Source organism: Kitasatospora sp. NPDC088351, assembly GCF_040685575.1.
Taxonomy (GTDB): Bacteria; Actinomycetota; Actinomycetes; order Streptomycetales; family Streptomycetaceae; genus Kitasatospora.
Genome location: NZ_JBFBIL010000077.1, coordinates 19,642 through 31,111 on the forward strand (window position 1 = coordinate 19,642; position 11,470 = coordinate 31,111).

Sequence of the window (11,470 nt, forward strand, 5' to 3'; positions counted from 1 at the left end):
GCTCTGACGTGGTGCGGAGTGCGGTGCGGCCCTGGCGGCGGTGCGCGCCGTCAGGGTGGTGCGGCCGTTCCGGGGGGCCTTCCGGAACGGCCGCACGGGGACCGTCAAATGTGCGGCACGGGGGAATCCGCAGACTTGAGGTCCGGTCCGGGGGCGCTCTCGGCACCGTCCGCGGGGCTGCGTAGGACGAAGGCGGCCACCAGGACGCCGACCGCCACGAACACGGCGCTGAGCCCGTAGGAGAGGTGGAAGCCGCCGGTGAGCGCCGCCACCTTGCTGTCGCCCTTGCCGAGCAGTGTCGCGGTGCGGGAGGCGGCCACCGTGGCGAGCACGGCGGTGCCGATCGAGGCGCCGACCTGCTGGGTGGTGTTCACCAGGCCGGAGGCGATGCCGGCGTCGTTGGGCGAGGTGACCGACATGGCCTGGCCGATCAGCGCCGGCATGGCCGCGCCGAAGCCGAGGCCGAGCAGCACGAACGGCGGCACGATGTCGGCGAGGAAGCTTCCGTCGCTCGGCACCCGGGCCAGCAGCGCGAGCGCCGCGGCCACCAGCAGCAGGCCGACGACCAGCACCCGGCGGGGCCCGAACTTCCGGTTCAGCTTGACCGCGAAGCCCAGCGAGACGATCGCGATGGTGACCGGCGCGGGCAGGAAGGCGAGCCCGGTCTTCAGCGCGTCGTAGCCCAGGACGTTCTGGAAGTACAGCGCGGTGCAGAACTGGTAGCCGAACAGGCCGGCGACCATCAGGACCATGATGCCGTTGGCGCCGGAGACCGCCCGGGAGCGGAAGATGTGCAGCGGCAGCAGAGGCTTGGCCGCGTACGCCTGGCGGACCACGAAGCCGGTCAGCAGCACCAGCGAGCCGGCCAGCAGGCCCAGCGTGCGGCCGTCGCCCCAGGTGTACTCCTCGGCCTTGACGATCGTGTAGACCAGCAGCATCAGACCGCCGGTGGCGAGCACCGAACCGACCAGGTCGGCGCCCTCGCGCAGCCCCAGTCCCTTCCCGCCGGGCACCACGCTCTGCGTCAGCACGAGCGCCACCAGGCCGATCGGCACGTTGACGTAGAACACCCACGGCCAGCTGAAGCTCTGCGTCAGCACGCCGCCCAGGATCAGGCCCAGCGAGGCGCCGGCCGCGGAGACGAACGCGTACGCCGCCAGTGCCTTGGCGCGCTCGCCGGCGTCGGGGAACAGGGTGATGATCATGCCCAGGACGACGGCCGAGGCGAGCGCCCCGCCGACCCCCTGGATGAACCGGAACGCCACCAGCGTCGTCGAGGAGGAGGACAGGCCGCAGGCCAGCGAGGCCACCGTGAACAGGCCCAGGCCCGCGCTGAAGACGCGCTTGCCGCCCAGCAGGTCGCCCAGCCGGCCGGAGAGCAGCAGCAGCCCGGCGAACGCGATGAGGTAGGCGTTGACCACCCAGGCCAGGCCGGACTGGGTGAAGCCGAGGTCGGTCTGGATGGTCGGGAGGGCGACGGTCACGATCGAACCGTCGAGGATGATCATCAGGTTGCCGGTGCAGAGGACCCCCAGCGCCAACCAGCGTGACCTGGAAGGCTGGAGGGACGGCGGGGCTTGCGTGGTCATCGGAGGAGTCCTTCGGGAACGGCCCGGGAGGGGCGCCCGGTGGCGCCCGCGCTCCCTGAGGGCACTTCTTGTTACAGCGACCATCATGTGTGACCATCAAGTCCACCGTAAGGAGGCACTTTCATGTTCCTGGGGAACAGCGATGTGATCGAGGACATCGAGGAGGCCGGCGGCGTCGACGACCCGGCCCCCGCCCGCGAGGCGTGCACCGTCCTGGAGGCGCTCAACCGGATCAGCGGCAAGTGGGCGATCGGGATCCTGCTCAACCTCAGCCACGGCCCGGTCCGCTTCACCGAACTCGAACGGTCCGTACCCGGAATCAGCCGCCGTATGCTCACTCTGACGCTGCGGAACCTCGAACGCGACGGACTGATCGAGCGCACCGTCTACGCGACCGTGCCGCCCAAGGTGGAGTACCGCGGCACCGAGATGGCCGACGAGCTCTACGCCTCCCTCAAGGGCCTCACCGCCTGGGCGGAGCGCCACCGCGACGCCATCGCCCGCTCGCGCGACTCCTACGACCGGGAGCAGGCAGCGGTGGGCGCCGGGGACCTCTGAGGCCCGGCCTCCGCCAGTCCGCTCGCGCCTTCGACTGTCCTGGTCGCTCGCCCGCCCCTTCGCCCTCCGGGCTACTCGGCCGGGCGGGTGGACCCCGTCCACTCGAACACACGCGACTCGGAGGCCTCGTGACGCACCGTCCGGTGTGAGCGTCGGAAGTGCTCGTACCGGTTCCCGCGCGGCAGCTTGAGGACGTGCTGCTCCGCGTCCAGGAACCGGACCCGCTCGTGCTCCGGCAGGCCGTTCGCGGGCCCGCCCTCCAGAATCGTGTTCGGTTCGGTGTCGAGCGCCATGGCGCGCGGGCCGCAGCTCGCGCACCCGTTCCTTGAGGATCGTGATCCCGCGTTCCCAGCCGATCCGCTCGGCGATGACCGTGGCCGGCATCGTCGGGGTCGCCTTGAGCAGCTCGCGGATCTCGGGCTCGAACGCGTCCACCGCCGAATCCTTCAGCGGGCGCTGGTAGACATGCCACGATCGCGGAGCGCACGCACCCTGCACCTGATCAAGCCTTTGGATACCCGTCCACCCATCGACCTCGTACACATCGCCGCCCGCTCTCGGCGCGCCGCCCGGCCCGCGACCGGTCGGCGGCGGCGACCTGGACAGGGGAGGCGTCCTCGCAGCTCAGCAGGACGGCCTGCTGTGCTGCACGCGGCCGCCCAGGTCTCCGAGTTCAGGACTGCCGACCTCGAGGACGATGGGACGACGAGGCACGGCGGTGTATGGCCGGGTAGTGCTTGACCTGCGTACTCGGACCGGCTCGGTACTGCCGTAAGGCCAGCCTGCCTCGGGGCCGCCTGGATCTGTCACCGGGCGGTGGGCGGCTTCGGCCATGCCGTTCCCTCTGCTGCGGCCGTGAGGATGTCGCCGAGGCGGAGCCAGGCGTTCGGGCCGGAGGAGCTGATCGGGCTGTCGGCAAGCCGTTGCCAAACGTGGTCGTCGTCGCCGAGTATGCCGACGACCAGGGCGACCACGGTGGGGTGGATGGTGTCGTAGTGGCTTCCCTTCGCTTTGAGTGCGGTCCAGGCCGGCATTGCGAGGACGGTTTCGTCGGGGCAGTCGGGCAGAGCGAGAACGTGCCGGGCCCAGGCTTCGCGGTTGGCGGGATTCCCGCCGAGCCTGCTCCGTAGTCCGTGAGTCAGCGTGTGGACTGCCTGCCGCGGGTTTGTGTGGCGTGCGAGGACATCGGGGAAGGAGCGGTCGTACCCGTAGCCACTGTGCGCGAACGACAGCAGTGCCTTCTCGACGAGTTCGTCGTCGCCGGCATGCCGGTCCAGGTACTCGTCGAGGACGTTCGCGGCGACGGCGGAGAGGGCGCGGGGCGTCACCTGTGCGGGATCGCCGAGGGCCGCGCGTCGTGTGGCGGATGTCTGGGGGAGCGGATCGGTGACGATCCGGCTGATTGCAGCGATCAGTTCGGTGAACTGCCGGTGGTCCTCCTGGGCCGTGTAGTCGTAGGACCTGGGACGGGTCTGGCCGCGCCGGGCATCGCGGATCATCGACTGGACCGTCTTCTTGACGGCAGGTGTCACGTCGGGCAGGTGGAGCAGCATGGCATGGACCCAGCGGAGGTCGGCTGCCTGGCTGATGCCGAGGGAGCCGTTCGGTTGCCAGGTCTGGAGCGCCTGTACCGCCACATCGGCGAAGTGCCGTCCCAGTTCGGTGAGTTCATCCGCGGGCGTGAGCCAGGTGTAGGGATTGCCGTACGAGGGCTTGGCCTCGGCGGGGTTGAGTACCAGGCGCCACCGCCCCTCTGCGGCGTGGGAAGCCCACGAGACGGCGCCGCCCATGCCCCACCTGGCCCGGCGACCGCCGTCCTCAAGGTAATGCTCGATGTGTTCGCGGCCCTCCTCGCCGAGGGTGGCGAGTTCGGCAGCGAAGTGCTTCCGGGCTTCCTCCGGTGAGGAGCCTTCCTGGAGGACGCGGCACACCCGGGCCACCAACCTGGCCCGAGCGAAGCGGTCCAGATCCTCGAAGGCGATCCGCTTGAGCAGGCTGGGCTCGACCATCCACGGCAGGCTGCCGAGCAGCTGGTCCATGATGACGCGGTGCGCGTCGGTTCCTTCGGTGCGGACGACGAGCTGGGAGTGCCGGTCGGGGTGGCGCTTGAGGACCCCCGACCACATGGTCTCCCAGGCGGCGAACGCCTGCTTGGTCCGCTCCCACCAGGCGTCGGAGTTCTCGTTGTCGTGATCGCTGTAGTCGGGCGCATCGGGCAGCAGCGAGACCGCGGTGTCGAACACGTCGTCGTGAAGGTGTTCTGTCCGCAGGACCAGCTGGGCGGGTGTCGGTTCCTTGAGGAGGGCTGGTGTGATGAACGGACGCTGAGGTACCCGCCTGCGCAGCTCGGAGGCGACGGCCTTGTACAGAACCGGCGACCGGCCGGCGGTACCGAGAGAACCGAGCTGGCTGGCCGTGCAACGTTGGAGTGCACTGTCTCGAAGGGCATCCCCGCACTCGGGATGGGCAAGCGCGAGAGCCACCAGCTCGATCGCCGTCCCGACCAGGTACTCGGGCTCTGACTCCGCCTTCCGCAGGCCGCTCGTCACCGCCGCTTCCAAGAGCCAGTCAGGCGCCTCGTCCCGAAAAGGTCTCGTGAGCAGTGCTTCGAGGAGACGCGCGTACTGCCGGTCATCTGCCAATGCGCGGGCCTGCTCGGCAGCCATCCGGGCCGCAGCCGACCCGGCGTCGGCGCCGGCTGCAACAGCGACCAGGAACTCCACAGGCAGCCGTGAGCTGTTGGTGGTCATGCCGTACGTTCCTCCCCAGACACGAATGGTCAGGCCCATCCTGCTCCATGGATCGGACAACCAGGTCAACAGGCCGGTCTACGGTTCAACAGACGGGACCGATCCGGCTTTCGAAGCGGACACGGGTGCTGCCGTCGGGTACGGTGATGGCGGACCCAGGTCCGGGCCGCCGACAGCATCGGCGGAACCAGCCACGGTCGATCGCCTTCACCACCGTCCGGGGACGCGTCAGCAGCGCGTCCACCAGCGGAACTCCACGCCTGTGCGGCACCACCTGCCCGCGCCCCTTCCTCCGGAGTCCTCCGCATGCCCCAGCACCATCTCACCGCTGCGCTCCGCGACTTCTTCTGCGAGCACACAGCCAGCAAGAGCCGCGTTCTGGCTCTCGTCGGCCACCAGGACGGACCGGACTCGCTCCAGGCCGTCCTCACCTGCCGCGAGCCCGAACTCGCCCAATGAGCCGCCGAACTGCTCCGCGCTCTGCGTTCGGGCTCCGACGCCCCGTTGGAGGAACATGTCGAGGACCTGTGCGGACGACTCCCTGATGCGCCGGCGGCCTCCCTCCGGCAGGCGGTGGCCCACGTGCGCGCCGGAACCTGGCCGGCCGCCGCAGGATCACTCTTCAACCTCGCCCTCCACTTCGCCCTCGACGACGCCCGCGACCTGCAGGACGAACTCGACGACAAGGAGGACGCCGTCCACGCCGCGCTGCCGGTCCACCGCGACGACTACGACTTCGGCGCCTGCACGGACATGTTCTTCCAGGACACCGACGTACTGATGCTCTACAGCGCCCGGTTCGACGGCATCGAGGACCCGGACGGCGAGACCAACCGGCAGATCGGCATGGGCGACCTGCGCGTGGCGGTCTGGTTCGAACCGTTCGGGAACGTGAAGACCCGCGACCCGCACCGCGACTTCCGTCGTTGAACGATTCACTTCCACGTAGAACGGTGGGGCCGAGGCGCGAGGTGCCCCGGTTCCACCGCTGCTTCGGTCGGAGAAGGACCGCCGGAGGCAGCTCCCGGGCCCGACACCTCGCCTTGTCGGCTTCCCGCACAGCAGCGCCTTGCGAACGGATGGCCGAACAGTTCAGGGCAGTCTCGTTCGGCACCCGAAGACCCGTGGGCAGCCACATCGTGCAACCACGTCCCGATCGCACTGGCCGCAGGGTCCGCCGGGGATGACTCGATCGATCCGGTGGGACCTTTGACGCCTTGCTCGAAGGTGTTCGACCGGTCACTCTCTGTGAATGGTCAACAGGTGCCGTGCCATGAAGAAGGACGGAAGGCTCTGCAGGAACCGGGTGCGGCAGCAGGGCCTGCGATGCCACCAGCACCAGGGCCTCCCGGGCGGCAGACGCCCCCTCGACCCGTCGCCGCGACGAGCCACGAACTCCTCCCAGCCCCATCCCACCGGCACGAGGACCCGCCGTCCCGCCGCCACGGTGAACCGCCCCTCCCGAAGCACGCGACCCGCTCCCACCCCCGCGCCGAGAACCCCCGTGATCCCGGTCCAACGCCGTCCGCAGCGGCCCGCACCGCGGGTGGTGAGCCGGGCGGAGTCGGACGGCGCGGCGCAGGTCTGCGTCGAACTCGTTTCCGGCGGCGGCAACGACGTGATCGTCTCCCAGGCGCTGCGGTACGCGAGCGAGTCGACTTGGAACGCCCTCCTCGAACAGCAGCGGGGGAGGGGCTGCGAGGCCCTTGCAACGCTTGCCCGGGCGCTGCTAGACGGCAGGAAGTCGTTGCACGGCATGGTCGGTGCCGTCATCGGCCGACTGTGGGCGGCCCTGGGCCGACCCCGGATCGAGCAGGTCTTCGCCCGGGAACTGGCCGGCCGGGTACCCCTGCCGTTCGGGTACGAGGTCGCCGCCGCGGCACGCGGCCTCCAAGCCGCCGGCATCCTCGTCTGCTTCACCGGCGGCGGCCCGATGCAGGACTGCGCCTGCCTGAAGGACCTCCTCGTCAATGAGGGCAGAGCCCAGTTCGAGAACCTGATCCACGGCGCACTCCACGACTGGAGCGAACTGCCCGGACGCATGCACGACCCCATCGCTTCGCCCGGATCTGCTCAGGCGTGACCACGAAGGCACGAACGTCTCCCGAGGGACCACGTGACCTCGTACTTCCCCGACCTGGTCGAGTCCTTGTGGCGGTGGCGCCCGGCCGCTTCGCGACACTGCCGCAGCCTGCACCCAGCCCTGCCGTCTCTTGCCGCTACTGCCCGTCCTGCGGTCGGTGGCCGGACGCCCACTGCTTCACACGCTCGATCACGTCGTCCGGGTCGGGGGCGGTCGAGTGGACGGTCAACTCGGCGTAGCCGGGATCCTCGATGGCCAGTGCCGGCAGACGGTGTTCGCGAAGCCGGGCGACGAGGTATCGTCCCGCGAGGAGATCGCCGGACTTCTCCACGTCGATATCGCTCTTGTCCGCGTGCCAGTAGGAGCCGTCGTACTCGACGGCGAGCTTCCGGCCACCGGGGAGATCGATCGTGATGCCGACGGACCCGAGCGGTGCGCGAGGCACGACAGGACCGATTAGGGATGATCCGTTTGGCCCGCTGGTCCGTGCGAGGAGGGCATGCGGACGTGCATCTCCGGCGTGGGGCGGGGCGCGGATAGAGTCGGCGTGGCGGCCCACGACGGGGGCGCGCCGTGGAGAACCGGGCTGGAGGACGGGGCATGTACCTCAAGAACGTGCGGGTGCGGAACGTGCGTGGGTTCCGCGGCGCCCGTGAGGTGGACCTCGACCTCACCCGGCCCGACGGCTCCTACGCCGGGTGGACGGTGCTGGCCGGCCGCAACGGCTCCGGCAAGTCCACCCTGCTGCGCGCCGTCGCCCTGGCGGTCAGCGGTCCGAGTGCGGCACGGGGGCTGGTGTCCGGCTTCGAGTCGTGGATCAGCGACGAGCGCTCGCAGGCGTCCGCGGAGGTCTGCCTCCAGCCTGATGCGGCCGAGGACAGGTTCAGCACGGGGCGGCCTCCGGTCGGCGTCTTCTGGGCGGGCTTGAAGTGGACCGCGCCGGACACCGCTACCGCGGCCGGTCGGCATGCCCAGCCGGCTCTGAGTCCGGTGGTCTACAAGAAAGCGCCGACCGCTGCTCAGCGCGGGCCGTGGGCGGACAACCCCGTCGGCTGGTTCTGTGCGGGGTACGGGCCGTTCCGTCGTCTCGTCGGTGGATCGGGGGAGGTCCAGCGGCGTATGGCGGGGGCTGGTGCCGTGGCCCGGCTCACCAGCCTCTTCCACGAGGACGCCTCGTTGGCGGAGGGTGTCAGCTGGCTCATCGAGCAGCACCTTCGATCCCTCGAAAACCGCCAGGGGGCGGCTGACCTGAAGCGCACCGCCCTGGAGATCCTCGGCGACGAGTTGCTGCCCGACGAGTACACCATCGGGGACGTCGACTCCGACGGCCTGTGGGTGGCGCACGACGGCCGGTCGTTCGCCCTTCGGGAGATGAGTGACGGTTACCGCACCGTTGCCGCGCTCGTCGTTGACATCCTCAAGCAACTCCACGACACCTACGGCGCCATCCACGTCGAACGCGACAGTGGCCACCCCGTCGTGACCGTTCCCGGTGTCGTGATCATCGACGAGATCGACGCGCACCTGCACGTGTCGTGGCAGAAGCGCATCGGTGGGTGGCTCAAGCAGCACTTCCCGCTGGTCCAGTTCCTGGTTACCACCCACAGCCCCTACATCTGCCAGGCGGCCGACCCCGCAGGGCTGATCCGCCTGCCTGGCCCCGACGTCGATGAGGCTCCCCAGGTCGTCGGGACCGACCTGTACGACCGGGTGGTGTTCGGCAGCGGCGACGATGCGGTGCTGTCCGAGCTCTTCGGTCTCGACACCCCGTACTCGCAGCGTGCGGACGAGGCCCGGGCGCTCCTGGTCGCGTTGGAGATGAAGATCGTGTCCGGTGAGGCCGGCGAGGACGAGCGGGAACGGTACCGCCTGCTGAAGCGGACACTGACCAGTTCCCCCTCTGCCCGGGTCGACGAGGTCGCGGCTCGGTTGTACTCCCTGACCGGGCACGTCGTGTGATCCGGATCCGGCGGCTTCCCCTGCCCGAACCGCCGCGCTCCCGCATGGCCGAGTGCACATCCGAGATCGTGCTGGCCCCGGAACCCGAGACCAAGGCGCGACAGCTCTGGAAGAACACCACGGTGCGACGCCACGTGCACGCGCCGCTGCGGGATCTCCTCGCCGACATGGCGGCCGGGCGGGAGCGGTGCATGTACTGCGGAGACAACCAGGCCACCGACATCGACCACTTCGAGCCGATCGACCGGCGTCCGATCCGCGCCTTCGACTGGACCAACCACCTCCTCGCCTGCTCGCTGTGCAACAGCCACCTGAAGGGTGCCGCTTTCCCGCTCGACGAAGGCGGGAAGCCACTGCTGATCGACCCCACGGCCGAGGATCCGACACCGCACCTGCGCCTGGTCCTGGCAGTCGGCAGGTACCACCCGCTCACGCCCAGGGGCCAGGCCACCATCGACGTGTTCGACCTCAACCGAGGCCTGTTGGCAAAGGGCAGGGTGAACGCCTACCACGTCACGAAGGCCTGCGTCGCCCAGTGGGCCGCAGCCACGGCCCAGGGCGACCACGAAGCAGCTGACCAGTGGGCCGGGGTCGTCAACGAACAACCGATGGCCGATGTCGTGCAGGCGATGCTGCATCAGGCGCTCGATCCCGCCGCCGAGATCGTCTTCGAGGACGACTCCCGGCTCCTCGCACACCTTCGCGAGCCCGGGCTCAGGTCTGCCCTGCTCATCCGGTAGCGCCACGCTCTCCGTGAGTGATCCCGGGTTCGCGATTCGCCTGGCGTGCCGGCAGAGCGCGCGCTCACCATGACGCGCCGAGCAAAGATCACCTCCGTGGCTGGTGGGTGGTTGACCCGGATTCGCCCGCGACGGCCGGACTGGCCGGTGGGCCCGAGGGCACGGCCGTCGGGCGCCGGATGCACCTCTTGCTGAAGGGGCGTCGGATCACTGCTACTCGCTGTGACTGGAGGCGCTGGCGGACAACGCGACGACGGTTGGGCCGGTTGCGGAGGGAGAGGGCAGTCGGACGATGCCGATCTGGTTCGTCTACAGTCGAGCCGGTATGTCGACGGAAGGACATGGCGGCGTGGGGAACGACAGCGAGTACTGGCAGTGGCGCGACGAGGTTCTGAAGACCGAGAGCCGCGCCAAAGGAGGGGAGCCGTGCAGGCTGTGCGGGGAGGCCATAGCGCCGACCGCTCACTGGAAGCAGCGGGACCGCCATGTGTGCTCGCCCCGGTGCAACGCCACGCTCAATCGTCGGTTGAACCGGCAGATCGAACGGGGCGAGGTCAGCCCACCGACCGTGAACGCCCCGGATCCCCAACCGTCGCGTGGACCCCAGGTGTTCCGGACCCTGCCTCAGGACTCGCCATTTCCGTATGAGTTTCTCGGCTACTCGCCCAAGCCGGGCGATCTCGTCGAGCGCCACGGTTCTCGCACCGTCTACCTGCCGCTGTCGGTCCTGCTGCCGGAGAATATTCCCTGGCAGGTCACCGCAGGAGCACCGGACCACTGGCGGCTCGACCGCGTGGTGTTCGCCCTGCACGAGGAAACAGGCTCGACCTGTTTCTACGAGGTCGATGAGAGCGGCACCCCGACGTCGCTCCTCCTGGGCCAGTACCTCGGCCTGCACAAGGTCGACACATACACGCCCTTCGAAGCCCGCGGGCGGACCTGGCGCTGGTACCAGGAGATCATCCGCGACATCGACCAGGACGGCAACGAGTACACCTGGACGGCCCACGTCTGCGGCTTCCAGGACATCCCCACGCTGTGGACCCCCGCGTACGTAGCCCGCTCCCAGCGGCTCAAGCGCATCAGCGCAGCGGCCAGCAGCTACGCCAGCCGCATGCGCAGGTTCGGGCAGGAGGGCGAGATCGAGCGTCTGGACCCGCAGGCGATCTTCGAACGAGACGGTTGGGTCTGCCAGATCTGCCACACCGCAGTTGACCCGGCCTTGTCATGGCCCGACATGTGGTGCGCGACCCTGGACCACCGGGTGCCGGTGACTGCGGGTGGCGATCACACCAGCGACAACGTCCAGCTGAGCCATTGGATGTGCAACCTCCGCAAGGGCGACCTTTTCCTCACGGAGTGAGCGCGTTGTCTCTGCCGGACCTCTCCCAAAGACGGGCGTCTGCGCTGGCTCACTGCGGGAGAGCGACCATGGCACCGTCCCGGCGACAGTCCGGAACAGCGCCGGGGCGGAAGATTTCAAGTCCAGTGAGACGGTCGTGAGGCTATGAGGTTTGTGGTGCGGGTTCCCTGCGCTTGGCGGGGTCGTTGATCCACGCCGCCTTCGGGATCTCGGGTGGTCTGGGGCGGCGGCCGAAGCGTTCGGGGTGCCGTGGGTAGGCCTCGGTGAGGGTGACGGCCCGCTGGTCGCGGATCTCCTCCGCGGTGCCGAAGTGGACGCCGGCGGGTGTGTGGGGTCCGATGCCCGAGTGCCGGTGCTCGTGGTTGCTTGTGTCCTGAACGTGAGGAGTGGCTTTATGTAGGTGAAGTCAATTCTGCGGTGCTGTGTGG

At 69.3% G+C, this 11,470-nt stretch carries 12 protein-coding genes and 1 pseudogene; 8 read left to right on the plus strand and 5 right to left on the minus strand.

The features are described from left to right. Nucleotides 1-104: 104 nt before the first annotated feature. Nucleotides 105-1,589: an MFS transporter gene (locus AB0P06_RS33295; protein ID WP_363614070.1), complete on the minus strand. Its 1,485-nt coding sequence runs from the start codon at nucleotides 1,587-1,589 to the stop codon at nucleotides 105-107. A 123-nt stretch (nucleotides 1,590-1,712) separates the two neighbouring features. Here AB0P06_RS33295 and AB0P06_RS33300 point away from each other — a divergent pair, with 123 nt between their 5' ends. Next, a complete protein-coding gene (locus tag AB0P06_RS33300) occupies nucleotides 1,713-2,147 on the plus strand; it encodes a helix-turn-helix domain-containing protein (protein ID WP_363614072.1) in 435 nt (144 codons plus the stop codon). Between the two features lie 71 nt (nucleotides 2,148-2,218). Here AB0P06_RS33300 and AB0P06_RS33305 read toward each other — a convergent pair whose 3' ends face one another. Next, nucleotides 2,219-2,440 (minus strand): DUF5988 family protein, encoded by a 222-nt coding sequence (locus AB0P06_RS33305; RefSeq protein WP_363614074.1) that lies wholly within the window; start codon nucleotides 2,438-2,440, stop codon nucleotides 2,219-2,221. A gap of 41 nt (nucleotides 2,441-2,481) precedes the next feature. On the opposite strand from AB0P06_RS33305, the gene AB0P06_RS33310 reads away from it, so the two are divergent. Then, entirely contained in the window at nucleotides 2,482-2,610 is a 129-nt protein-coding gene (locus AB0P06_RS33310) for a hypothetical protein (RefSeq protein ID WP_363614076.1), read from the plus strand. Nucleotides 2,611-2,953: 343 nt separating this feature from the next. Here AB0P06_RS33310 and AB0P06_RS33315 read toward each other — a convergent pair whose 3' ends face one another. After that, nucleotides 2,954-4,897 (minus strand): hypothetical protein, encoded by a 1,944-nt coding sequence (locus tag AB0P06_RS33315; protein ID WP_363614078.1) that lies wholly within the window; start codon nucleotides 4,895-4,897, stop codon nucleotides 2,954-2,956. 306 nt (nucleotides 4,898-5,203) lie between these two features. Between AB0P06_RS33315 and AB0P06_RS33320 the strand changes: the two genes are divergently transcribed. The 3 genes from AB0P06_RS33320 to AB0P06_RS33330 all read left to right on the plus strand — a co-directional run bounded on the left by AB0P06_RS33320 (nucleotide 5,204) and on the right by AB0P06_RS33330 (nucleotide 6,980). Then, a complete protein-coding gene (locus tag AB0P06_RS33320) occupies nucleotides 5,204-5,356 on the plus strand; it encodes a hypothetical protein (protein WP_363614080.1) in 153 nt (50 codons plus the stop codon). 123 nt (nucleotides 5,357-5,479) lie between these two features. Beyond that, nucleotides 5,480-5,827: a hypothetical protein gene (locus AB0P06_RS33325; protein ID WP_363614082.1), complete on the plus strand. Its 348-nt coding sequence runs from the start codon at nucleotides 5,480-5,482 to the stop codon at nucleotides 5,825-5,827. 574 nt (nucleotides 5,828-6,401) lie between these two features. Further along, nucleotides 6,402-6,980 carry a hypothetical protein gene (locus tag AB0P06_RS33330; protein WP_363614084.1) on the plus strand — a complete coding sequence of 193 codons (579 nt, stop codon included), beginning with the start codon at nucleotides 6,402-6,404 and terminating at the stop codon, nucleotides 6,978-6,980. Between the two features lie 136 nt (nucleotides 6,981-7,116). Here the strand turns inward: AB0P06_RS33330 and AB0P06_RS33335 are convergent, their stop codons facing one another. After that, a complete protein-coding gene (locus tag AB0P06_RS33335; RefSeq protein WP_363614086.1) occupies nucleotides 7,117-7,425 on the minus strand; it encodes a hypothetical protein in 309 nt (102 codons plus the stop codon). A 155-nt stretch (nucleotides 7,426-7,580) separates the two neighbouring features. Between AB0P06_RS33335 and AB0P06_RS33340 the strand changes: the two genes are divergently transcribed. The 3 genes from AB0P06_RS33340 (at nucleotide 7,581) to AB0P06_RS33350 (ending at nucleotide 11,042) form a co-directional block, all read left to right on the plus strand. Beyond that, complete coding sequence (locus tag AB0P06_RS33340) at nucleotides 7,581-8,939, plus strand: AAA family ATPase (RefSeq protein WP_363614088.1); 1,359 nt, start codon at nucleotides 7,581-7,583, stop codon at nucleotides 8,937-8,939. Between the two features lie 44 nt (nucleotides 8,940-8,983). Next, nucleotides 8,984-9,679 carry an HNH endonuclease gene (locus AB0P06_RS33345; RefSeq protein WP_363614090.1) on the plus strand — a complete coding sequence of 232 codons (696 nt, stop codon included), beginning with the start codon at nucleotides 8,984-8,986 and terminating at the stop codon, nucleotides 9,677-9,679. Nucleotides 9,680-9,971: 292 nt separating this feature from the next. After that, nucleotides 9,972-11,042: an HNH endonuclease signature motif containing protein gene (locus AB0P06_RS33350; RefSeq protein WP_363614092.1), complete on the plus strand. Its 1,071-nt coding sequence runs from the start codon at nucleotides 9,972-9,974 to the stop codon at nucleotides 11,040-11,042. Between the two features lie 142 nt (nucleotides 11,043-11,184). Here AB0P06_RS33350 and AB0P06_RS33355 read toward each other — a convergent pair. Then, a pseudogene (locus tag AB0P06_RS33355) lies at nucleotides 11,185-11,397 on the minus strand (IS3 family transposase); the annotation flags it as partial. Between the last annotated feature and the right edge of the window lie 73 nt (nucleotides 11,398-11,470).

Excerpts from the sequence above, each read along its gene's own strand:
- AB0P06_RS33295 (WP_363614070.1), bottom strand. The coding sequence starts at position 1,589 with ATGACCACGCAAGCCCCGCCGTCCCTCCAGCCTTCCAGGTCACGCTGG.
- AB0P06_RS33300 (WP_363614072.1), top strand. The coding sequence starts at position 1,713 with ATGTTCCTGGGGAACAGCGATGTGATCGAGGACATCGAGGAGGCCGGC.
- AB0P06_RS33305 (WP_363614074.1), bottom strand. The coding sequence starts at position 2,440 with ATGGCGCTCGACACCGAACCGAACACGATTCTGGAGGGCGGGCCCGCG.
- AB0P06_RS33315 (WP_363614078.1), bottom strand. The coding sequence starts at position 4,897 with ATGACCACCAACAGCTCACGGCTGCCTGTGGAGTTCCTGGTCGCTGTT.
- AB0P06_RS33320 (WP_363614080.1), top strand. The coding sequence starts at position 5,204 with ATGCCCCAGCACCATCTCACCGCTGCGCTCCGCGACTTCTTCTGCGAG.
- AB0P06_RS33340 (WP_363614088.1), top strand. The coding sequence starts at position 7,581 with ATGTACCTCAAGAACGTGCGGGTGCGGAACGTGCGTGGGTTCCGCGGC.
- AB0P06_RS33345 (WP_363614090.1), top strand. The coding sequence starts at position 8,984 with ATGGCCGAGTGCACATCCGAGATCGTGCTGGCCCCGGAACCCGAGACC.
- AB0P06_RS33350 (WP_363614092.1), top strand. The coding sequence starts at position 9,972 with ATGCCGATCTGGTTCGTCTACAGTCGAGCCGGTATGTCGACGGAAGGA.